The sequence below is a fragment of the Natrinema sp. HArc-T2 genome, assembly GCF_041821085.1.
Lineage (GTDB): Archaea > Halobacteriota > Halobacteria > Halobacteriales > Natrialbaceae > Natrinema.
In genome coordinates, this window is record NZ_JBGUAZ010000002.1 from 1 (window position 1) to 20,275 (window position 20,275).

21 protein-coding genes and 1 rRNA gene are annotated in these 20,275 nt (G+C 61.8%); 10 read left to right on the top strand and 12 right to left on the bottom strand.

Features of this window, described 5'->3' with window-relative positions; translation table 11 throughout:
- A 16S ribosomal RNA gene (locus ACERI1_RS04340) occupies positions 1-119 on the bottom strand; the annotation flags it as partial.
- Between the two features lie 561 nt (positions 120-680).
- On the opposite strand from ACERI1_RS04340, the gene ACERI1_RS04345 reads away from it, so the two are divergent.
- Together ACERI1_RS04345 and ACERI1_RS04350 are read left to right on the top strand one after the other, a co-directional pair.
- Positions 681-1,976, top strand: a complete 1,296-nt coding sequence (locus tag ACERI1_RS04345) for a glucose-6-phosphate isomerase (protein ID WP_373616846.1) — start codon at positions 681-683, stop codon at positions 1,974-1,976.
- Positions 1,977-2,049: 73 nt separating this feature from the next.
- Complete coding sequence (locus ACERI1_RS04350) at positions 2,050-3,183, top strand: lysostaphin resistance A-like protein (RefSeq protein WP_373616847.1); 1,134 nt, start codon at positions 2,050-2,052, stop codon at positions 3,181-3,183.
- A gap of 21 nt (positions 3,184-3,204) precedes the next feature.
- Here ACERI1_RS04350 and ACERI1_RS04355 read toward each other — a convergent pair whose 3' ends face one another.
- Positions 3,205-3,663, bottom strand: coding sequence for an NOB1 family endonuclease (locus ACERI1_RS04355; protein WP_008009094.1), 459 nt, complete (start codon positions 3,661-3,663; stop codon positions 3,205-3,207).
- Positions 3,664-3,667: 4 nt separating this feature from the next.
- A complete protein-coding gene (locus tag ACERI1_RS04360) occupies positions 3,668-3,913 on the bottom strand; it encodes a PRC-barrel domain-containing protein (protein ID WP_373616848.1) in 246 nt (81 codons plus the stop codon).
- 253 nt (positions 3,914-4,166) lie between these two features.
- Here ACERI1_RS04360 and infB point away from each other — a divergent pair, with 253 nt between their 5' ends.
- Complete coding sequence (gene infB, locus ACERI1_RS04365) at positions 4,167-5,966, top strand: translation initiation factor IF-2 (protein ID WP_373616849.1); 1,800 nt, start codon at positions 4,167-4,169, stop codon at positions 5,964-5,966.
- A gap of 475 nt (positions 5,967-6,441) precedes the next feature.
- Here infB and ACERI1_RS04370 read toward each other — a convergent pair whose 3' ends face one another.
- A complete protein-coding gene (locus ACERI1_RS04370; RefSeq protein WP_373616850.1) occupies positions 6,442-6,819 on the bottom strand; it encodes a cyclophilin-like fold protein in 378 nt (125 codons plus the stop codon).
- Positions 6,820-6,950: 131 nt separating this feature from the next.
- Here ACERI1_RS04370 and ACERI1_RS04375 point away from each other — a divergent pair, with 131 nt between their 5' ends.
- The 4 genes from ACERI1_RS04375 to ACERI1_RS04390 all read left to right on the top strand — a co-directional run bounded on the left by ACERI1_RS04375 (position 6,951) and on the right by ACERI1_RS04390 (position 10,389).
- Positions 6,951-7,301, top strand: a complete 351-nt coding sequence (locus ACERI1_RS04375; RefSeq protein ID WP_373616851.1) for a hypothetical protein — start codon at positions 6,951-6,953, stop codon at positions 7,299-7,301.
- Positions 7,302-7,466: 165 nt separating this feature from the next.
- Entirely contained in the window at positions 7,467-9,149 is a 1,683-nt protein-coding gene (locus ACERI1_RS04380) for a CTP synthase (protein ID WP_373616852.1), read from the top strand.
- Positions 9,149-10,066 carry a glutamine-hydrolyzing GMP synthase gene (gene guaA, locus ACERI1_RS04385; protein ID WP_373616853.1) on the top strand — a complete coding sequence of 306 codons (918 nt, stop codon included), beginning with the start codon at positions 9,149-9,151 and terminating at the stop codon, positions 10,064-10,066. Before ACERI1_RS04380 ends, guaA begins: the two co-directional genes overlap by 1 nt.
- A complete protein-coding gene (locus tag ACERI1_RS04390; RefSeq protein WP_373616854.1) occupies positions 10,063-10,389 on the top strand; it encodes a CTP synthetase in 327 nt (108 codons plus the stop codon). Before guaA ends, ACERI1_RS04390 begins: the two co-directional genes overlap by 4 nt.
- A 447-nt stretch (positions 10,390-10,836) precedes the next feature.
- On the opposite strand, the gene ACERI1_RS04395 is transcribed toward ACERI1_RS04390, so the two are convergent.
- Both ACERI1_RS04395 and ACERI1_RS04400 read right to left on the bottom strand, forming a co-directional pair.
- Positions 10,837-11,547: a 5-formyltetrahydrofolate cyclo-ligase gene (locus ACERI1_RS04395; RefSeq protein ID WP_373616855.1), complete on the bottom strand. Its 711-nt coding sequence runs from the start codon at positions 11,545-11,547 to the stop codon at positions 10,837-10,839.
- A gap of 130 nt (positions 11,548-11,677) precedes the next feature.
- Positions 11,678-12,193 (bottom strand): molybdenum cofactor biosynthesis protein B, encoded by a 516-nt coding sequence (locus ACERI1_RS04400; protein WP_373616856.1) that lies wholly within the window; start codon positions 12,191-12,193, stop codon positions 11,678-11,680.
- Positions 12,194-12,365: 172 nt separating this feature from the next.
- Between ACERI1_RS04400 and ACERI1_RS04405 the strand changes: the two genes are divergently transcribed.
- Both ACERI1_RS04405 and ACERI1_RS04410 read left to right on the top strand, forming a co-directional pair.
- The gene (locus ACERI1_RS04405) at positions 12,366-13,391 is read left to right on the top strand and encodes a zinc-binding dehydrogenase (RefSeq protein ID WP_373616858.1); all 1,026 of its coding nucleotides are present in this window, start codon (positions 12,366-12,368) and stop codon (positions 13,389-13,391) included.
- 71 nt (positions 13,392-13,462) lie between these two features.
- Positions 13,463-13,777 (top strand): hypothetical protein, encoded by a 315-nt coding sequence (locus ACERI1_RS04410; protein WP_373616859.1) that lies wholly within the window; start codon positions 13,463-13,465, stop codon positions 13,775-13,777.
- 150 nt (positions 13,778-13,927) lie between these two features.
- Here ACERI1_RS04410 and ACERI1_RS04415 read toward each other — a convergent pair whose 3' ends face one another.
- The 3 genes from ACERI1_RS04415 to ACERI1_RS04425 all read right to left on the bottom strand — a co-directional run bounded on the left by ACERI1_RS04415 (position 13,928) and on the right by ACERI1_RS04425 (position 16,029).
- Positions 13,928-14,239, bottom strand: a complete 312-nt coding sequence (locus ACERI1_RS04415) for a hypothetical protein (protein ID WP_373616860.1) — start codon at positions 14,237-14,239, stop codon at positions 13,928-13,930.
- Positions 14,240-14,347: 108 nt separating this feature from the next.
- Positions 14,348-14,908, bottom strand: a complete 561-nt coding sequence (locus ACERI1_RS04420; protein ID WP_373616861.1) for an NUDIX domain-containing protein — start codon at positions 14,906-14,908, stop codon at positions 14,348-14,350.
- 173 nt (positions 14,909-15,081) lie between these two features.
- The gene (locus ACERI1_RS04425) at positions 15,082-16,029 is read right to left on the bottom strand and encodes a diacylglycerol kinase family protein (protein WP_373616862.1); all 948 of its coding nucleotides are present in this window, start codon (positions 16,027-16,029) and stop codon (positions 15,082-15,084) included.
- A gap of 54 nt (positions 16,030-16,083) precedes the next feature.
- On the opposite strand from ACERI1_RS04425, the gene ACERI1_RS04430 reads away from it, so the two are divergent.
- A complete protein-coding gene (locus ACERI1_RS04430; protein ID WP_373616863.1) occupies positions 16,084-16,791 on the top strand; it encodes a PHP domain-containing protein in 708 nt (235 codons plus the stop codon).
- An 89-nt stretch (positions 16,792-16,880) separates the two neighbouring features.
- Here the strand turns inward: ACERI1_RS04430 and ACERI1_RS04435 are convergent, their stop codons facing one another.
- The 3 genes from ACERI1_RS04435 to ACERI1_RS04445 form a co-directional block, all read right to left on the bottom strand.
- Positions 16,881-17,720, bottom strand: coding sequence for a VOC family protein (locus ACERI1_RS04435; protein WP_373616864.1), 840 nt, complete (start codon positions 17,718-17,720; stop codon positions 16,881-16,883).
- A 74-nt stretch (positions 17,721-17,794) separates the two neighbouring features.
- On the bottom strand, positions 17,795-19,666 hold the full coding sequence (locus tag ACERI1_RS04440; protein ID WP_373616865.1) for a PAS domain S-box protein: 1,872 nt from the start codon (positions 19,664-19,666) through the stop codon (positions 17,795-17,797).
- Between the two features lie 110 nt (positions 19,667-19,776).
- Entirely contained in the window at positions 19,777-20,190 is a 414-nt protein-coding gene (locus ACERI1_RS04445; RefSeq protein WP_373616866.1) for an Lrp/AsnC family transcriptional regulator, read from the bottom strand.
- Between the last annotated feature and the right edge of the window lie 85 nt (positions 20,191-20,275).

Consider the following 20,275-nt stretch of genomic DNA (forward strand, 5'->3'; position numbering starts at 1 on the left):
ATCCATAGGGTAGTTTGGCCACGTGTTACTGAGCTATCTGCTACGAGTACAAACTCGTGCAACTAGCATGGCTAAATCGGACTCCAATAGCAATGACCTCCGGCAGGATCAACCGGAATGAAATGCTCTTCCCCAGCGAAACTGGGGGAGTTGGCGGTGAATGTAAATACACTCACACATTTGGGTCCACACGTTCGGTGACCGCTGATCGAATAACCGATCGGGCGTCACCGAACTACCAAGGCTAACATCAGATCCCATCTGTACGGCGGACCGCAGGGGTAGGATCCTCATTTCCTTCGGACGTATTTCTAGGTCACCGGGGGTACATAACCCCTTCGGACCCGAACCGTCCGACCCGGCAGCGCGTGTCGTCCACGCCGCCTCTTACTTCGTATATAATCACAATCGCCGATCACTACTTAAGGCCTACGAACCGAGACTTCAAAGAGAGGGAATAACATACACGAATAATGGATAGTATTCAATTCTGATTGACACCAATTCGATAATTTACCTGTTTGTATGGATATCGGTCGAAAGACCATCGCACCACCTGACGATCACTGTCTCCTATCGGTAGCCAAGGACAGAGACAACTCGAGACCACTACTAGTGACCCCGGTTTCGACTGATTCCGTCACGGAACGTCTTTATCGCAGGCGCGCGCGTGCTGAGATATGAACGTCGATATTGGGAACGCACTTGCAACAGTCGCATCACCGGGTGTCTCGAGAGCATCGCTTGAGCGACTAGACACGCAAGTCGCGACCGCCCACGAGCGAATCGAACGGGGAATGGAAAATCGAGAACACGGCTACGAGGCGCTGAATCTCCCCCAGGAAACCGATCCCGACGAAATTCGAGCGGCGGTCGAGCCGATCGCAGACGCCGAGGTCCTGTTCACGGTTGGCATCGGCGGGAGTTCGCTCGGGGCAGCGACGATCACGAACGCACTCGAGTCGGACACCGAGACCGTCTTCCTGGACAACGTCGACCCCGAGTGGATCACGAGCCACCTCGAGCGCGTGTCCCTCGAGAACGCGGCGATCAACGTGGTCTCGCGCTCGGGGACGACAGCGGAGACGCTTGCGAATTTCCTGGTCGTGCGCGAGGCCTTCGAGTCGGCAGGTGTCGACTGGACTGAACGGACGATCGTCACGACCGGCGAGGCCGGCCCGCTTCATGACCTCGCGAATCGCCACGACCTGCCGTCACTGAAAGTCCCAGATGGTGTGCCGGGTCGTTTCTCGGCGCTGTCAGCTGTCGGCATGGTCGCCGCGGCTGTCTGTGGCCACGATCTCGAGGCGTTGCTCGAGGGTGCGGCTGCCGAGCACGAGACCCTCTCGGGATCGTTGTTCGAGTGCCCGGCCTACGCCTACGGCGCGACGGCGTACGCGTTGGACGAACGCGGCGCGGGCGTGAACGCGATGATGCCGTATGCGGAGTCCCTCGAGACCTCCGCCGAGTGGTTCGCCCAGCTGTGGGCCGAGAGCCTCGGCAAGGACGACCTCGGACAGACGCCGGTTCGAGCGCTGGGTGTCACCGATCAGCACTCACAGCTGCAACTGTATCGCGCGGGTCCGCGCGACAAACTCGTTACGTTCGTCACGACACAGGAAGGGACCGACCGACAGATCCCCGACACAGACGTCGCGGAGCTGTCGTATCTGGGTGATGCGACGCTTGGTGAACTGCTCGCAGCCGAGTTCGAAGCCACGGAAGCGAGTCTCGCAGCTGCTGGTCGGCCAAACGTCCGTATCGAACTCGAGCGTGTCGACGAGTACGAACTCGGTGGCCTACTGTACGGCATGGAAGCCGCCTGCGTGCTGGCAGGCGAGCTCTACGGCGTCAACACCTTCGAGCAGCCGGCCGTCGAGTGGGCCAAAAAGGCGACGCGTGGATTGCTCGGTGGTGGGGAGTTCGAAGAGGCCGAAGCGGTCGCCGACAAGACCGAATTACGAGTCGAACGATAATCGAACGCGGTATGCACTCGCCGGTGTCGTCCGGTTGCGGTGAGCCTATGGGTCCTGGGACGAACAATGAGGTATGACCGAAACCGCACGGGCCGACGACGCTGGCCCGGTCACCTCCGGCGTGGTTCCCGGCCTCGGGACCGCCCTCGCGGGAATTACGATGGTCGCCATGCTCGTTCCCGTTCGTCGCGGTGTCGACGATCCGATCGTTTGGGCTGGCGTCGCCTTCGCCGCCGCCGCCGTCTTCGCCTTTCTGATCCGTCGACACGGCGACATCGAGCGGACGATCGGTGGCTCGATCGCTGCCGTCTCGAGCATCGCTGTCGTCTTGCTTACCGGCTACGCCCTGAACCAAGGAACCATGGCTCCGGTATCCGTCCCGGCACTTTCGTCGTCGGTACCGATCGTCTTCGTCGCCTTCGTGACCGCGGGATTGACTGCCAGCGTTGGTATCGCGGACTACCTCGGGATCAGCGCCGGTGGATTGAAACGACGGGCACAACAGGTGGTCGTGCTCACTGCCGTTGGCTTCGCCGGGCTCTTTGCGCCCTACCTGACGACGCCAGTGCTCGCGCTCCCGGTGTTACCGTTTCTCGACTCGTTTTCGGAGATCCAGCGGACCCTCGCCAATCAGGTTGTCGGCCAGGTCGGCATGGCGCTGGGGACGGTGCTCGTTGTCGGTGCCTTTCTCAAACTGACGGATCGTGACCTGTCGTTCATCGATCTTCGGCGACCAACGCTGCGAGATCTCGCCTGGATCGTCGGCGGCATCGTCGTCCTCTTCGGGGTGCTCTATGCGATCTCGCTGTCCATGCAGGCAACCGGCGTCGAGAGTGCCGATCACGCGACGACCCAGAATGCCGAGAAAGCCCCAGAGATGCTGCTGGTATTGATCCCGCTTGCGATCCTGATAATCGGCCCGTTCGAGGAACTACTCTATCGGAACGTGATCCAGAAGGCACTGTACGAGACGTTCTCGCGAGCCGGTGCCGTCGTCGTCGCCAGCGTCATCTTCGCCGCCGTTCACGTGCTTGCATACAGTACTGCCGGACTGGGTGCGGTCATCGCCAGTCTCGGTACCATCTTTGGGCTCTCGATCGTGCTCGGCGTGATCTACGAGCGAACGGATAACCTAGTGATGCCGGCGCTGGTCCACGGCATCTACAACGCAGTCGTCTTTACGAATCTCTACTTTCTGGTCGGTTGAAGACGACCGACTCGAGGACGCTTATGAGGGGTTCTTCCGGGCCAGTTCCGACCCGCAGATCGGACAGCGGTCTTTCTCTTCGTCGAACTCGCGGCCACAGCCCTGACACTGGAACGTCCAGTGGCGCTGTTCGTCGATTCCCTCGCGGGCGATGACTTCGACGTCGACGTTGAGTTTCTCCGCGACGTTTTGCATCGCGTAGTCGTCGGTCACGAGGACGCCGTCGAGTTCGAAACTCGCCGCGATGAGCCGAACGTCGGTTTCGGAAAGGACGTCGAGATCACCGGACTCGCGGGCCGCACGCTGGACCTTCTCGGTGGTGTCGTCGTTCGGAATGTGGATGTGCATCCCGGAACCTTCCATCGCGTCGTAGCGATAGGCGCTCTCGTCTTTGAGTTCCTCGCGGACGAGCGGGATGGTCGCAGTCTGTTCTGTCGTGTGGAAGTCGTGGATAAAAGCCGAGGAGTCGAGAACGTACATACCGTTAGCGCTGGACGACGATGTAGTCTTTCACCGCTTGGACGCGGTTGACGGGAACGAGGAAGTGACCGGCGTCGTCGAGGTCGAAATCGACGGCGCGCCGAGAGATTTCCTCATCGGGCTCGATGACGAGATCGTGCAGTGTGCCTGATTTGAGATCCATCGTAATGTTGTAGAGCAGTCCGAGCTCGGTGCCGTCGGTACCCATGACGGACTTCCCCGAGAGGTTTTCAGCGAGTATATCGCTCATGCGTACCTGTACTTACTAATCGGTATTAAAACCACGGAGACGCCCCGAAACAGGTTATCTCACGACAGCGAGCCATCAGCCATCGAACAGGCCGTGTGGCCGTCAGCGCCCCACTCGAGTGGCGATAGTTCGATACGACCGGCACCGGACAACTGCCCAGCAGCGGCGGCCACGACTGTCGGAACGGCGATGACGATGGGTTTAACTACGGCGATACGGACGATTTAGGTAAGACCTTCTCGGGTGGTTCATCATGTCGGACACGGATACACGCGACCCCACATCCCTCAGAACGCCGATCGTCGCCGTCCTTGGACACGTCGATCACGGCAAGACCAGTCTCCTCGATAAGATCCGCGGCTCCGCGGTCATCGAGGGTGAAGCAGGCGCGATCACCCAGCATATCGGCGCGACTGCCGTCCCGCTGGATATCATTTCGACAATCGCGGGCGATCTCGTCGACCCGGACGATTTCGATCTCCCTGGCCTCCTCTTTATCGACACACCGGGTCACCATTCCTTTACCACGCTTCGCTCCCGCGGGGGCGCACTGGCCGACATCGCCATCCTCGTCGTCGACGTCAACGACGGCTTCCAGCCCCAGACGCTCGAGGCCCTTGACATCCTCAAACGGTCCCAGACCCCCTTCATCGTCGCGGCGAACAAGATCGACACCGTCCCCGGCTGGAACGCCCACGAGGACGCGCCGATCAACGACACCTACGAGAGCCAGTCCGATCGTGTCCGCCAGCGACTCGACGAGAGCCTCTACGAGATCATCGGCAACCTCTCGGACGAGGGCTTCTCTGCCGATCTGTACTGGCGGGTCCAGAACTTCCAGCGCAACGTCGGCGTCGTCCCCGTCTCGGCGATGACCGGCGAAGGGGTCCCCGACCTCCTGACCGTCATGATGGGACTCTCCCAGCGCTACATGAAAGAGGAGATGGAGATCGACGTCACCGGCCCCGGCGTCGGCACCGTCCTCGAGGTCAAAGAGGAGAAAGGCTTCGGAACGACCATCGACACGGTCCTCTATGACGGGACGATCCGAGCGGACGATCAGCTCGTCGTCGGTGGGATGAACGAACCGATCGTTACCGACGTCCGCGCGTTGCTCCAGCCCCGGCCCCTTGCCGAGATCCGGACCGAGAGCCGCTTCGAGAAAGTCGACGAAGTCTCGGCCGCATCCGGGATCAAGATCGCCGCGCCCGAGCTCGCGGACGCGATGGCCGGCGCGCCGGTTCGTGTCGTCCGTGACCGCGACATCGACGAAGTCATCGAGGAAGTACAGGCCGAGCTCGCCGATATCGCAGTTGACACCGCCGAAGAAGGCGTCGTCGTCAAAGCCGACACGCTGGGCAGTCTCGAGGCGATGGCCGACGCCTTAGATGACGCGGAGGTGCCGATCGTCCGCGCGGAGGTCGGTGACGTCGCCCCACGAGACGTCTCGGTCGCCTCGACGGCCGAAGACGGCAAACAGAAGGCCATTCTCGGGTTCAACGTCGACGTCCTCGACGACGCTGAGCAGCGCGCGGAGATCGAGGACGTGACGATCTTCACCGACGAAGTCATCTACCAGCTCATCGAGGAGTACGAGGAGTACGTCGAAGGGATCGAACAGGCTCAGCAGGACACCATCCTCGAGAACATCACACGCCCCTCTCGGTTCCGGATTCTGCTCGACCATACCTTCCGCCAGAACGACCCTGCGGTCGTCGGCGTCGAGGTCAATGCGGGGACGATCCAGAACAACGCGAACGTCGTCAAATTCGAGGGCAACGAACCCAACCGCGTCGGCCAGGTCAAAGGGATTCAGGAACAGGGCGAGGACGTCGACGAGGCACGCGCGGGCAATCGCGTCTCGGTCGCCATCGACGGCCCGACCGTCGGCCGCCAGATCGAGGAGGGCGACGAACTCTGGATCGAGATTCCCGAGAAACACGCGAAGATCTTAGAACAGGAACTCGCAAGCGAAATCCCCGGCGACGAACTCGAGGCGCTGAACATGTATCTCGACAAGCAGCGTAGCCGGGACCCCTTCTGGGGCAAGTAAGGTCAAAACACTCTAATTTTATTCGGCAGTATAATCAGCGTGTTTCATCCAGCAGGCATCCCTCTATCGATAATGCTCTGATTTTGCTCTATATATGTTTGAATTCACAATTGAATCTGCTTCTTTGTCATAGAATCGAAGACTGATTGGTTGAAATCAACGATTACTCTGTATTCCATACAGATATGTAAGGAGAGACCCGAGAATGCCTGCACAAACTGCGAAACCCAAGAACAAGGTATCTGTCCAAGAGCGCAAGAACGGGCTTGTGACGTTGTAGAGAGGATCGCCTCTCTCGATCGTGGAGGATTGAATCAGGGCATCCATACCCGCATATCCAGCAAATATTATGACAGCAACAACTACAACCACGAGAATTGCTTCTGACAGACCATCACCACGACTGTCCATGTCTTATTATAGAACATTCCATCAATGAATTACACGGGGTATCTGTTTCACGCTACGCTCAAACTCAGTCATCCATCCGCTTGAGTCGAACCCGTGCCCCACTCACAACATCTGCAAGCAGTTCGGTCTCGGTGACGCGTGCGACGACGTTCACAGGCGAGGCAGCCCGTGGCTCGTCGTCCTCGCTGGCTGGCGTCGGCCCCCAGAACAGACACAGCACGTTCCCGGTCGGCCAGTAGGCGATTGCACCTTCGGGAACGACCGCGCGGGCGTTTTCTGCTGGCAAATCGATCGGCACGTCGAAATAGAGTTCGTCACCCCAGCGAGTCGCATCGCCCGCGACGGGAAGTGCGTCCGCGAGTGCAGCCTTCGTTTCGGGTGCGTCGTCGGTCCAGACGGCCTCGAGTTCGCGACCGCCGACGGTGACTCGGAGATCGGTCATAGCGGCCCAACGAACGGGGTGTACTTCTACCCCATCTCTCGAGACCACCGTGTGCGGACGTATTCACCTCGAGTTCCCACCCGGCACCTGCCCCGAGAAGCGTTAACCGCGGGAGTCAGTCTAGTTCGGCTATGCTCGCACAACTTCGTCAGTACAAACACGAGGAGGTGCAGTTCGACGACAACCGGACGACCGGCGAGTCCCAGACCGAAGACACGGTCAACCCGAACGCGGAGGACTACTTCGGCGCGGAGATGGACGAGCTCGATGTCGAGACGTGGGACACGGTCGAGTACGAGGGCGATCCGATTCAGCGCCGCGCACTCACGATCGACGGCATCACCGCTGTCTCGGTCCCGGACGATTCGCTCGAGGAAGACGAGTCGGCCCTGCCCGGCCACACGATTCAGATTCGGACCGCGGGCGACATCGAGACGATTGCGAACGCCGAGATCGTCGAAGTTCAGGACGAGCAACCATAAGCAGCGACGCCCCGCGAAGACCCACGTGGCGCTAGCTGGCAGAAGTCGCCGTCGACTGCGAAGCGTGAGCCGTCGTGTGAGAACACCACTGGCGAGGGGTGATAACCTCTGTCGGTGGCGGTTCGCTCCCGAAATCGTTTTCAAGCGGTCGCGCGGACACTCGGTATGCCGACGGAATCGGACACTCATTATGACCCCTCACTGGGGAACAAGTTCATCTTCGTCACCGGCGGCGTCATGTCGGGACTCGGAAAGGGGATTACGGCTGCGAGCACCGGCCGACTCCTCAAAAACGCCGGGTTCGACGTCACCGCGGTGAAGATCGACCCGTACCTGAACGTCGACGCAGGAACGATGAATCCCTATCAGCACGGGGAAGTCTACGTCTTAGAGGACGGCGGCGAGGTCGACCTCGATCTGGGGAACTACGAACGGTTCCTCGACATCGACATGACCTCGGACCACAACATCACCACCGGGAAGACCTACCAGCACGTCATCGAAAAAGAGCGTGCCGGCGACTATCTCGGGAAGACGGTCCAGATCATTCCCCACATCACCGACGACATCAAACGACGCATCCGCGAGGCCGCCGAAGGCACCGACGTCTGTATCATCGAAGTCGGTGGCACGGTCGGTGACATCGAGGGGATGCCCTACCTCGAGGCCCTGCGCCAGTTCGCCCACGAGGAACCCGAGGAGAACGTCCTCTTTACGCACGTCACGCTCGTCCCGTACTCGAAAAACGGCGAGCAAAAGACCAAGCCGACCCAGCACAGCGTCAAGGAGGTCCGCTCGATCGGCCTCCAGCCCGACATCATCGTCGGGCGCTGTGAGGACCGACTCGACCCCGAGACCAAAGAGAAGATCGCCCTGTTCTGTGACATCCCGACCGAAGCGGTGTTCTCGAACCCCGACGTTGAGGACGTCTATCACGTCCCGCTGATGGTCGAGGAGGAAGGCTTGGATCAGTACGTCCTCGAGCACTTCGGACTCGCCGACGAGGCCCTGCCGGAAGGCGAGCGCGCAAACGGATGGCGTGAGATCGTCACGACCGAGAAAGACGAGGAGGTCGACATCGCGCTGGTCGGTAAGTACGACTTAGAGGACGCGTACATGTCGATCCACGAGTCGCTCAAACACGCCGGCTTCGAACTCGGTGCCGACGTGAACGTCCACTGGGTATCGGCCGACGAGATGGCCGACGGTCACGACGGGCAACTCGAGGATGTCGACGGCGTCATCGTCCCCGGCGGCTTCGGGATGCGTGGCTCCGAGGGCAAGATCGAAGCCGTTCGCTACGCCCGCGAGAACGACGTGCCGTTCCTGGGACTCTGTCTTGGCTTCCAGATGGCCGTCGTCGAGTACGCCCGCCACGTCCTGGGGCTCGAAGATGCCCACTCGGCGGAGATGGTCGAAGACACCCCACATCCGGTCATCGACATCCTGCCCGAACAGTACGAAGTCGAAGATATGGGCGGTACAATGCGACTCGGCGAACACACGACCGTGATCGAACCCCAGACGCTGGCCTACGACCTCTATGATGATACCTCCTGTACCGAGCGCCACCGCCACCGCTACGAGGTCAACCCCGAGTACTTCGACCAGTTCGAAGACGAACCGCTGACCTTCTCCGGCACTGCGGGCAATCGGATGGAGATCTTAGAACACGAGGACCACCCGTTCTTCCTCGGGACGCAGTTCCACCCCGAATACACGTCCCGCCCCGGACAGCCGAGCCCGCCCTTTGTCGGACTGGTCGAGGCCGTCCTCGAGCAGTCCAGCGAGAGCGAGCCCGACGATGCAGACGCAGACACTGACACCGAAACCGAGGTAACCCACTGATGGTAGACACTGAGACGTTCGTTCCGGACGCAGTTGCAGAGATCGAAGACGAAATCGGCGACGCACACGCGGTCATCGCCCTCTCGGGCGGTGTCGACTCCTCGGTCGCCGCCGCGCTGGCCTACGAGTCCATCGGCGACCAGCTCACCCCGGTCTACGTCGACACCGGCCTGATGCGGAAAGGCGAGACCGAGCAGATCCGCGAGACGTTCGATTACATGGAGTCGCTGCGGATCGTCGACGCCAAAGACCGGTTCCTCGAGGCCCTCTCGGGAGTCACCGACCCCGAAGAGAAACGCGAGATCATCGGCGAGCAGTTCATCCGCGAGTTCGAGCGTGAAGCGAAAGACGCGGACGCCGACTATCTCGTCCAGGGAACGATCTACCCTGATCGAATCGAGAGCGAGGGCGGGATCAAGTCCCACCACAACGTCGGTGGCCTCCCCGAGGTCGTCGACTTCGACGGCATCGTCGAACCCGTCCGCGACCTCTACAAAGACGAGGTCCGCGAAGTCGCCCGCCACCTCGGACTCGACGAGATCGTCGCCGAGCGGATGCCGTTCCCCGGCCCCGGCCTCGCCGTGCGCGTCATTGGCGAAGTCACCGAGGAGAAACTCGAGGTCGCGCGCCACTCGTGTCACGTCGTCGAAGAGGAACTCGAGGAATACGAGCCGTGGCAAGCGCTCGCGGCCGTCATCGGCAAGGCGACGGGTGTCAAAGGCGACAACCGCGTCCACGGCTGGGTCGTCTCCGTGCGCTCGGTCGACTCCCGCGACGGGATGACCGCCCGCGCCCAGGAGATCGACTGGGACACGCTCCAGCGGATCCAGTCCCGGATCACCGGCCAGAACGACAACGTCGCCCGCGTCGTCTACGACGTGACCCACAAACCGCCTGCGACCATCGAGTACGAATGAGCACGACTGCGATCGTCGCCGGCCCCGACGACGACGAGATCGGCGCGGCACTCGAGGCCGACGGCGTCGACGTGACTCGCGTCGACGGCGTCATTACCCGCCCCCAACTCGAGGAAGCGGGCATCGTCGCGAGCGATCTGTACGTCCTGACCGATGTCGACCAGGCGACGACGATCCCCATCGTCTGCGATCTCAACGACGACCTTCGAACCGTCGTCTACGCTCGCGACACAGTTCCGGAGTTCGTCAAGGGACAGCTCGACCTCGCGATCGATCCGCAGCTGATGGACGCGAGCGTCGTCGCCGACGAACTGGTCGACTGAGACGGCCTGCTGCACCGCCCGGCGCACCCCCAACTGCCGGGCGAACGTGTCGAGACACACGACGGTTGACATCATTCGCTATTTACCGCGTATGAACGTTCTCGAGAGCGATATCGACAATATAAATCCGGTTTAAATCCGGCGGAACTCGGCGTAAGACCCGTATACCATCACCCCCGTTCAAGTGTGAGTCGCCGGTAGCCGTGTATGGAGGTCGACGGGCAGACCCCACCGATGGCACCCACCACCTGCTCCCGCGACTTCCAGCAACCCCACCACAGCACCCTTCCCCACCACTGCCAATCGATTCTTGGTGACGCGGGCCCACCCCACCGGCTCGCGTCACACCCTGCAGTTCTGTGAGTCGAACGCGAGGAGAGACGAGTCGATGCCGACATCCGTCCTGCTGACCGACAGTGATACTGAGACGAGCGTACGAGGCGACAGTTATCGAGTGTCTTCCTCGAGTCGCCGTAGCACCGGAATCTCGTCGCGTCGGTCAGCATCGAGCAGGTCCCAGTCGAGACCAGTCGGCTGGTCGCTACCCTCGGGTCGCATCACCCGATCGGGCGTGACGATGAGATTCATCCCGACGTCGTGGGCTGCGAGCGTGACCGGTTCGTCGATCACCTGCCGCTCGTGGACCGTCGTCGCGACCGGTGTCTCCTCGCCGACCAGTCCCAGTTCCCGGAGGACGGCGTACTCGAGGTCACTGTACCCCTCGCCCTTGCCGATACGACCGCCGTCTTCCGTGACCGCGACACTACCGGAGACGATCAGATCGACGCGATCGATCTCGTCCGGGCCGATCTGTTCGCCGTGTTCCGACGAGCCCGAGACTGTCGTCGCCGCGTCGTAGTCCTCGAGAACGTCGGGATCGAGTTTCAGGAAACACTCCTCGTCACGGAGCCGCGGCACTGCCATGTAGACCGTCTTTCCCTCGCGTAATGCGCGCCGTCGCACGGGCAACTGTGGCGCGTCGGGATTTGCCTTGATCGTCGTCGCTTCTTTCCACTCGGGTTGTTCGGCCAATTGGTCGGCGGCGTCGCTCGCGCCGGCGAAGTTCGGAATCCGGCCATGGGGCGGGAACGGAAACCGGGCGACGCCGCTGTCCTCAAGGTCGTCCCACACGCGTTCGCGAAGCGCCTGTTTTTCCATGTTCTACCGTGGGGCGGCTACCCTATAGTGCCAACTGAAACGAGTGACACACTCCTCACACGGCCCTCGTGTGAGCAGGTATGCACCCACCATCAGTGGCTACAATAGTCTCTCCTGTCGTCCGCGACGGTCACTCCTCGTCGGAGTCTGTCCCGCTATTTGCAAGCGTTGCGAGTCGCTGTGCCTCGGGGACGATGATCGACTCGCAGGCGATCCGCACGGCCTCGCGGTCGTTGGGAAGACAGAAGATCGGGGTTCCATCAGCGATACCACTCAAGGCACGACTCGAGACGACGCCGGTCCCCAACTCGTCGTAGGAGATGGCGTGAAAGAGATCGAGAAACGCTGGGAGATCCTTGTCTATCAGTGGGCGAACAGCCTCGAGAGTCGCATCTCGCGGTTCGACGCCCGTGCCGCCGACGGTGACGACGATATCCGCGTCGTCGCGGTCGACGAGTCGCGACACGTTCGACTGGACGTTGTCGTAGTCTCGCTGGATCAGTTCCCGCGTCACGGTCTCGTGGCCCGCCGCCTCGAAGGCAGCCACGATCGCCTCGCCCACATCGTCCGCCTCGAGCGAGGAGTCCGAAGAGATCGTGACGACGGCTACGCCGACCACGTCGGATTCGTTCGTCGAGTCACTCATGGGGATGGGTTGGGACTCCGGCAGGAAAAACGGTCTCTAGTCGAGTACAGCTCTCGGACGGCGACCGGATCGATTCGACTGCGACTATCTGTTTTCGTCAATTGACGTACTCTGGTTCGACGCAATTGCCTCTTCCCCCACCATTTTATATAGCCTGTTCGTTGGGAGCACTATGCAAGCAGTCAAGATCACGGAACACGGCGACAGAGATGTCATCGAGTACGGCGAGTATCCGGATCCCGAGATCGACCGGGACGAGGTACTGGTCGATATCAAGGCAGCCGCGCTCAACCACCTGGACATATGGACCCGCCGCGGGATGCCGGGAATCGATCTCGAGATGCCCCACATTCCGGGCAGTGACGGGGCTGGCGTCGTCGAAGCGGTCGGCGAGGACGTCACCCGCTTCGAGGAAGGCGACCACGTGGCGGTTTCCGCCGGCGTCGGTGATCTGCGGATGGACGACCCGACGCTCGATCCGCGCTTCCACATCATCGGCGAGCACGTCACCGGCGTCCACTCCGAGTACGCCGCGGTCCCCGAGGACAACCTGATCCCCGTCCCCGAGCACGTCGACTGGGAGGTCGCTGGCTCGGCCTCGCTGGTCTTCCAGACCGCCTGGCGGATGCTCATCGAGCGTGCTGAGGTCAAAGCCGGCGAATCGGTACTCGTCCTCGGAGCCAGCGGCGGGGTCGGCCACGCCGCGCTCCAGATCGCCGACTACGCCGGTGCGGAAGTGTACGCGACCGGCAGCAGCGAGGAGAAACTCCAGTACGCCGAGGAACACGGCGCAGACCACGTCTGTAACTACGAAGAGGAGAACTTCGCCGACTGGGTGCTCTCGGAGACCGACGGCCGCGGGGTCGACGTTGTCGTCGAACACGTCGGCGCACCTACCTGGCAGGACTCGCTGAAGAGTCTGACCAAGGGCGGCCGACTCGTCACCTGTGGCGGGACTGGCGGCGGCAACCCCGAGACTGACATTCCGCGCATCTTCTGGAACCAACTCGAGATCATCGGCTCGACGATGGCCACACCGGATCAGGTCGACGACGTGCTGGAACTCGTCTGGGATGGCACCTTCGAGCCGGCGATCCGCGAGGTGCTGCCGATGAGCGAGACTGCCCGCGCCCACGAGATCATCGAAAACCGGGAAGGGTTCGGGAAGGTCGTCGTCCGCCCGGACAGCGAACTGTAGCCGATCACGTTCGGCCACGCCCGGGTACCGGAACCGTGAGGGCTTTCACGACGCGCTCGATACGTCAGGTCGTGAGCTCGAGCGACGACGGCGGCTACGTCCACGATCCAGCGGCGTTCGACGCGGACGGCAAAGAGGGGGGCGAGGAGCCAGCCAGCGGGGGCGGGAGTCTCGAGCCGACCCACCCCGATGCGGTCGACCGGGAGTTCGACTGGCGCGGTTGGCTCCTCGTCGGCGTCATCGTCTTTGCGTTCGTCATCGCGCCAGTCGCCATCTATCTGGTCCCGCCCGGTGGAGAAGGGTACCGGTTCGCGTTGCTGATTCTGCCGCTTGCACCAGCGATTCTACTCGCGATTACGGCGGTCTGGGCGACGACTCGGCCCTGATACGGTCTGCTGTAACGATTTACCGGTGCAACCGCAGTGCGGGTCGCGGTTGCACCGGAAATGACTGACAGTAGTCCGTATGAGACGGCGACAGCGGCGGCTCGCTGGCGCTGGAAGATCGACTGGAAAAACTGACCTGTGACCGTCAGGTCAGGCGTTGCGAACGTCCTCGAGTCGACCGAGCACGGTCGTGGCGTTGCTGACGTCCCTCGCTGGCGTCTCCTCACGGTCGACGTACGTCGCCAGTGTCTCATAGAGCCGGTCGGTTTGCGAACGGGTGAGTCGCTCCGTGTCGCCGTCGGCTTCGATCATCTCGAGTACCTCGAGTGTCCATTCGGGCGGGGTCTCGTCGGCGTCGAGGGCTGCGTCGAGGCGGTTCGAGAGGGCGTAGTGGGTGACCCATTGCTCGGTTCTGGAGAGCGTGACTTCGTACGTCTCGGTTTCCGGTGGTGAGGAGCTCATTTCGTCACACGGACCTATTTCGTTGGTCCTCGGACAACGCTACGAACAGGAGTGTAATAAGCCTTGTTACCGCATGGCATAGTTGCGGTGTCCTCGCGGTGACACCGCCTACCGGATATCCCGACGCATTGCGATCTCGAACCACGGGCAGAGTCGCAGTTGTCTGTACCACTCCGGATGCGAGTGGAGTCGCTCGTAAGGAACCCACATCAGCCCGGCAACCTCTGCCTCGTCGGGGTCGAGGCTGCGATCGGTCAGTGTCAGCTGCAAGACGGCACAGACCTCGTGTTCGACGCCTTCGTTTTCGAAGTAGCGTTTGTACTCGAAGCGGTCGGTTAGGCGCAGATCATCGTACTGGTCGGGCGTGATTCCGAGTTCTTCCTCGAGTCGCTGTCGGGTCGCTTCCGTCTGGCTCTGGCCCTCGACAGGGTGGGAAGCGACGGTGCCGTCCCAGTAGGTCCCCCAGAGACGTTTCTCCGGTGCTCGCTGGGCGAGCAAGATGTTGCCCTCCCCGTCGAAGACCAGCGACGTGAACGCGCGATGGCGGATGCCATCGCCCGTATGGGCGTCCAACCGGTTGACGAGCTCGAGTTCGGTGTCGTCAGCGTCGACGGCGATCACGTCTTGGCCGGCGTTTTCGTGGCTGAGGTCCTCCTGTGGCGTGCTCATGGCAGCATAATATCGACGACTCCTGAAACCAGTATCGGCTCATCAGGGTCGTTTCACATCGAGACGCTTCGCGTCTCGCGACTGTTCGAGGCCACACAGTCCGAGCGGCGCTTGAGGTCACATCGATCGCATGACGGTCGTGCGAGCGGGAATCCACTGCCGATCATCGCCCGTTAGAATATCCCACTATCCGGATCGGGTTGATAGTCCTCGCCGACGGCGATCTGGAGCGTCCGCGGGATCGTTTCGAGGCGCAGCGAGTGGGCCTCGAGCATCTCGCCGTCGAGGCTGTACGTGATCGCATCTCGACTGCTCTCGATCACGAGCGACGGGGCGCGTCGGCGAACGACGTAGTTGCTATCGCGACCCAACAGCCGCTGGAGGGCCGCATCGCTGAGCAGGTTCATCGCCGCGGCGTCCTCGACGATCGTCACCTCGAGCAGGCCGTCCTCGACGTTGGCCTGTGCCGTTCGAGCGCCAGTGAACCGTCGACAGTTTCCGATGAGGACGAACATGGCCCGACCGTTCCAGGCTTGTGTTCGTTTCCCGTTCGGTCCGGGAGCCGTCTCCACCCGAAGCGGAAGCGAGTCGAACGACCCCATCGTCGCGAGCATACTTTTGACGTATGCGAGCACGCCCAGGTTCGCCTTGCTCTCTGGCTCCGTCTTGCTGCTTGCTTCGGCGGTAATGCCGCCGACACAGGAGTTGACAAAGATCTGGCCATTCGCAGTGCCGAGATCGATCCGTCGCCGTCGTCCCTCCTCGATCACCTGAAACGCGTGGTCGATCCCGTGGATTCCGATATTCGTTGCGAAGTTGTTGCCCGTTCCCGCAGGGATGATGGCGACCGTGGTCGTCTCGAGTTCGTTCGCGGCGGCGATCCCATTAACGACTTTGTTCACCGTGCCGTCGCCGCCGCCTGCCGCGATCAGGTCGACATTGGGTGCAGCGTCGCGGGCGAGCCGTTTCGCGTCGCCGCGTTCCTCGGTTTTTCGAACGTCGAAGCCGTGTTCGGGACCCCGTTCGATCAGAGTGTCGACGTGGTCCTGACTGCCGCTGACGGGATTGAGGATGAGCACGCGGTCATCGACGCGACCGCTGGCTGTCCTCTCCGGAGACATGGAACGGAACACGCCAGCCGAGGGCAAAAGGACCTCGCCGGCGTATGCGTTCCCGTGTATACCGTTGATCTGCACGCACACACGCGGTTCTTTCATGGCTACCGCGAACTCGGCGATCGGTTCGATCCGTTTGGCGTCCGTTTACTCGCCGGAATGACCGGCTGGCGCGGCCTCGACGGGGTCGCGACGACGAATCACGACTACTACACACCATTTGCGCCGCCCACGTCCATCGAACTCATCCCGGGGATCGAAATCACGACCGACCGCGGTCACGTCCTCGTCGTCGGTCCCGACCCGCCCGCAGAGACGGAGCCAGGGGCGCTCTCTCCGGCGGATGCAGTCGAACTGGCACACGATCGCGACTGTGCAGCGATCGTCGCACACCCGTTTCGAAACAGTTCAGTCCGAGAACTCGAGGACATCTCCTTCGACGCGATCGAGGTCAACGGAAAACATCCCCGTTCGCGGCCACTGGTCGAACAGCTGGCAGACGATCGAAACCTGCCGCTGGTTGGCGGGAGCGACGCCCACTACCCATTCGAGGTGGGCCGGGCGTACACCGTGATCGAGGCCGATCAGCTCACGCCCGAGGCAGTCGTTGCTGCGATCCGTGACGGACGAGTCCATGCACGCGTTTGTCGGACGGGATTCGACCGGCTCCTCCGACGGGGATATCGGAAAATCCATCGCCGAAAAGAGGTGCTCGACACGCTTGAGGAGCCGACACCCGGCGTCGGGAGTCCACCGGATGAGAACTGAGACAGGCTGTTGTCACCGTATCCCGGCACACCCGTACCCGTTGTGCAGTGACGCCGGGGGACAGAACCGATCACCAGTCGGGCCGGCGGCTACACCGCACGGATTCGGATCGTGATCCCGTCCGGATCGCTGAGTTCGATTCCCTCGTCCCAGTCATCGACCGTGACAGCAGCATCTTCAAGTCGCCGCCGAACCGTCGCGAGCGTCTCGTCGTCCGAGACGACGACCTCGAACCACGCCAGTCCGCGCCCGCCTGCTGGCTGTGACCGGCCGTGCCACGTGTTCACGCCGAGATGGTGATGGTAGTCGCCGGCTGCCAGGAACAATGCCGACCGTGCCTCGGTCTGGATGGTCAGGCCCAGCGTCTCGACGTAGAACTCGCGTGCCGCCTCGAGCGATGTCGCTTCCAGATGGAGGTGTCCGACTGTCGTGTCTGGTGGTGCGTCAGCGCTGCCGTCTGACTGGGAAGCGACGTCATCGAGGTCGAGCGGGACGGTCCCAAGTTCGATCATGCCGTCGGCTGTGCGTGGCCACTCCTCCCGTGGCCGATCCGTGTAGATTTCGACGCCATTACCCTCGGGATCGCTCAGATACAGCGCTTCGCTCACGTAGTGATCGGATGCGCCGTCGAGCTGCCAGTGCTCGCGAATCCGCTCGAGTGCAGCCCCCAACGCAGCGCGTGAGGGGACCTTGAACGCGGTGTGGAACAGTCCTACCTGCGCCCGTCCGCGAGGCGAGACGTCTTCGGCGCGGTTCAAAACGAGCAACGGTGTCTCATCGACACCGAGTGTCGCCGCCGTCGCACGTCGCGTCTGTACCGTGAGGCCGACGACGTCTCGATAGAAGTCGATCATCTCGTCGAGATCCGAAACGAGCAGTGCAGTACGACCGATGCGTGCGGTCTCTGGAATGACCGGGGTGTCCGCCATACACGACGTTAGTGCGTTTGCTATGTGTGTCTTTGCGGACAGGCACTTCACTAGGTGACACCGAAGTTATCGGATCACGTTGTGGCTGCCGGAACACGCAGCGTAACGACACTGCCCCGTGGCTCGTTGTCCGTGATCTTCATCTCGCCGCCGAAGCTCTTTGCCACCCAGTAGATATGCCAGAGCTCGAGGCCGGTCCCGTGGACGAGTTGCGTCTCGGGTTCGTGTTCGACCATCGGTCGTTCCTGTGGCGGGATTCCCGGCCCGTTGTCGGCGATAGTGACGTCGACCCAGTCGCCCGTGTCGGGTCCGTCGACCGGGGTCGCGTTGACGGTAATCTCGGGCACTGCGCGATCGGTATGGGTAACGGCGTTGGCGACTGCCTTCCGAATCGCCGTCTCGAGTCGGTCGTCAGCCTGTGCCGCGATGGTCTCGGGTGCGGTCACGGTGATGTCGGCGTCGGGATACTGCTCGTCGAAGTCGGTCGTCAGCCGCGAGAGCATCGCACCGACATCACAGGTAGCGTCGGGATGGCGGTCACGCCGAAACAGGTCTCGCACTGCTGCGGCGTTGTCGCTGATTTTGAGCAATTCGGCGGCCTGTTCTTCGATTGCGGTCAGGGCCTCGTCTCGCTCGTCGTCGTCGGAGGAAGTCCGGAGTCGCGTTGCGTTCCCCTTGATCACGTTCATCCCGTTTCGGATGTTGTGTCGCAGGACCCGGTTGAGCACACTAAGCCGTTGTCCGCGTAGTCGCTGTTCGGTGATATCGGACTCGATCGCGACGAAATGCGTGATTTCGTCGTTGTCAGTAATCGGTGCGATCGTCTGCTCGACGTGGTACAGTTCCCCTGATTTCCGCCGGTTGATGAGTTCGTGTTCCCAGACACCACCCGTGCAGATCGTCTCCCAGAGCCGCTCGTAGAACGCCTCGTCGTGTTTGCCCGATTTGACCAGCCGCGGGTTTCGCCCGACGGCCTCCGTACGGGTGTACCCGCTGTCTCGTTCGTAGGCCGGATTGACGTACTCGATCGTTCCCTCGCGATCCGTGATCACGATCCCGTGGCCCGCCTGTTCGACCGCCTTCTGAAAGAGCTGCAGTTCCTGTTCGCGTTCCCGTCGTGCCGTCACGTCTCTGACCGCGCCGCGTAACGCGACGACCTCACCGCCGTCGACGACCGGCTCGCCGACGGTGTGGATCCATCGTTCGTTCCCCGCAGCGGTGGTGATTCGCAGGACCACGTCGTACGGCTCGCCGCCGTCCCGACACGTCTCGACGAACGAGCGGATCCGCTCCCGGTCGTCGGGATGATAGAACGCAACTGCCTCGGACAGCGTCGGCTCGTAGTCGGCACCGACCTCGAAGATCTCTCGCGTCCCGTCGGTCCACCGGAGGTCGTCCGACCGTAGATCGAGTTCCCACCCACCGACGGCGGCGAGTTGTTCCGCTTTCTCGAGGAGTGCCCGATTCCGCTCGAGGTCACACTCCTTTCGCTGTTGCTCGGTGACGTCACGAACGATTCCGACGAGCTGATCGACCGTCTCGTTCACGACTGTCGGCGTCAGTTTCGTCTCGAGCGTGCGTTCGCCAGCGGGAAGCGACAGCGTCGTTTCGTAGTCGATCGTCGCCGCCTGCTCGACGCACGCGTCGTATCGGTCGGTGATGGCAGCCGCCGTTTCCGCGTCGAACACCTCGGCCGGTGTCTGTCCGCTGAGCTCCGTGTCGGTCAGACCGGTAATCGTCTCGTATGCGGGATTGACACGCCGATACCGGTACGTGCGACCGCCGACCGTTCGATCGACATCGAGGAGAAAAACGGCGTCCTCGACGGCGTTGAATATCGTTTCGTACTCTTCGAGCATCGTCGAGCAGCCATGCTCCGATCGTGTCCGGCGATCAGCGGGCACTGTAGGCTCGGGTTGGTTGTCAGCCCTGTCCCCGGTGGTCATTATCTGTGAATATAAATCCGACTCGAAAAAGGGACCGATGTTTTCCAACTCACTGAGAATATCGGCGCAATCTGAATCTCAGGTCGCTTGAGACGACCACAGACCTCGGTTCAGCCGAGTTCTTCGTCCAGAATGAGTCGTGTCTTCGTGCTGACAACCTCGTCCTGATCGCGGGCTTTCGTAATGAGGTCGTTGACCCCGCGTGTGTCCGCAGCGTCGACGACGAGGACGATGTCTTGCTCGCCCGAGACCATCCAGACGAAGTCGACTTCGTCCCACTCGGCCATCCGCTCGGAAACCCCCTTGGTGTCGACGTCGACCGCGACGCTGATCTCGAGCATCGCCTGGACGTTTCCCGTCCGCGTCGAGATGGTAAAACGCTCGATGACGTCGTCGTCCATCATTCGTTCGACACGGTTGCGCACGGTCCCCTCGCTCGTTTCGACCTCGTCAGCGATCTCCGTATACGGCGTTCGGGCGTCACGCCGGAGGATATCGAGGATCTGTCGGTCCAGCTCGTCCATGAAGATGCGTACCTACAGCCGACGCGCACTTACCGATTACGAAAATCGTAACTGAGCTTCGAAGACAACACTTATGAACGTCCAT

Excerpts from the sequence above, each read along its gene's own strand:
- ACERI1_RS04345 (WP_373616846.1), top strand. The coding sequence starts at position 681 with ATGAACGTCGATATTGGGAACGCACTTGCAACAGTCGCATCACCGGGT.
- ACERI1_RS04350 (WP_373616847.1), top strand. The coding sequence starts at position 2,050 with ATGACCGAAACCGCACGGGCCGACGACGCTGGCCCGGTCACCTCCGGC.
- ACERI1_RS04355 (WP_008009094.1), bottom strand. The coding sequence starts at position 3,663 with ATGTACGTTCTCGACTCCTCGGCTTTTATCCACGACTTCCACACGACA.
- ACERI1_RS04360 (WP_373616848.1), bottom strand. The coding sequence starts at position 3,913 with ATGAGCGATATACTCGCTGAAAACCTCTCGGGGAAGTCCGTCATGGGT.
- infB (WP_373616849.1), top strand. The coding sequence starts at position 4,167 with ATGTCGGACACGGATACACGCGACCCCACATCCCTCAGAACGCCGATC.
- ACERI1_RS04370 (WP_373616850.1), bottom strand. The coding sequence starts at position 6,819 with ATGACCGATCTCCGAGTCACCGTCGGCGGTCGCGAACTCGAGGCCGTC.
- ACERI1_RS04375 (WP_373616851.1), top strand. The coding sequence starts at position 6,951 with ATGCTCGCACAACTTCGTCAGTACAAACACGAGGAGGTGCAGTTCGAC.
- ACERI1_RS04380 (WP_373616852.1), top strand. The coding sequence starts at position 7,467 with ATGCCGACGGAATCGGACACTCATTATGACCCCTCACTGGGGAACAAG.
- guaA (WP_373616853.1), top strand. The coding sequence starts at position 9,149 with ATGGTAGACACTGAGACGTTCGTTCCGGACGCAGTTGCAGAGATCGAA.
- ACERI1_RS04390 (WP_373616854.1), top strand. The coding sequence starts at position 10,063 with ATGAGCACGACTGCGATCGTCGCCGGCCCCGACGACGACGAGATCGGC.
- ACERI1_RS04395 (WP_373616855.1), bottom strand. The coding sequence starts at position 11,547 with ATGGAAAAACAGGCGCTTCGCGAACGCGTGTGGGACGACCTTGAGGAC.
- ACERI1_RS04400 (WP_373616856.1), bottom strand. The coding sequence starts at position 12,193 with ATGAGTGACTCGACGAACGAATCCGACGTGGTCGGCGTAGCCGTCGTC.
- ACERI1_RS04405 (WP_373616858.1), top strand. The coding sequence starts at position 12,366 with ATGCAAGCAGTCAAGATCACGGAACACGGCGACAGAGATGTCATCGAG.
- ACERI1_RS04415 (WP_373616860.1), bottom strand. The coding sequence starts at position 14,239 with ATGAGCTCCTCACCACCGGAAACCGAGACGTACGAAGTCACGCTCTCC.
- ACERI1_RS04420 (WP_373616861.1), bottom strand. The coding sequence starts at position 14,908 with ATGAGCACGCCACAGGAGGACCTCAGCCACGAAAACGCCGGCCAAGAC.
- ACERI1_RS04425 (WP_373616862.1), bottom strand. The coding sequence starts at position 16,029 with ATGTCTCCGGAGAGGACAGCCAGCGGTCGCGTCGATGACCGCGTGCTC.
- ACERI1_RS04435 (WP_373616864.1), bottom strand. The coding sequence starts at position 17,720 with ATGGCGGACACCCCGGTCATTCCAGAGACCGCACGCATCGGTCGTACT.
- ACERI1_RS04440 (WP_373616865.1), bottom strand. The coding sequence starts at position 19,666 with ATGACCACCGGGGACAGGGCTGACAACCAACCCGAGCCTACAGTGCCC.
- ACERI1_RS04445 (WP_373616866.1), bottom strand. The coding sequence starts at position 20,190 with ATGGACGAGCTGGACCGACAGATCCTCGATATCCTCCGGCGTGACGCC.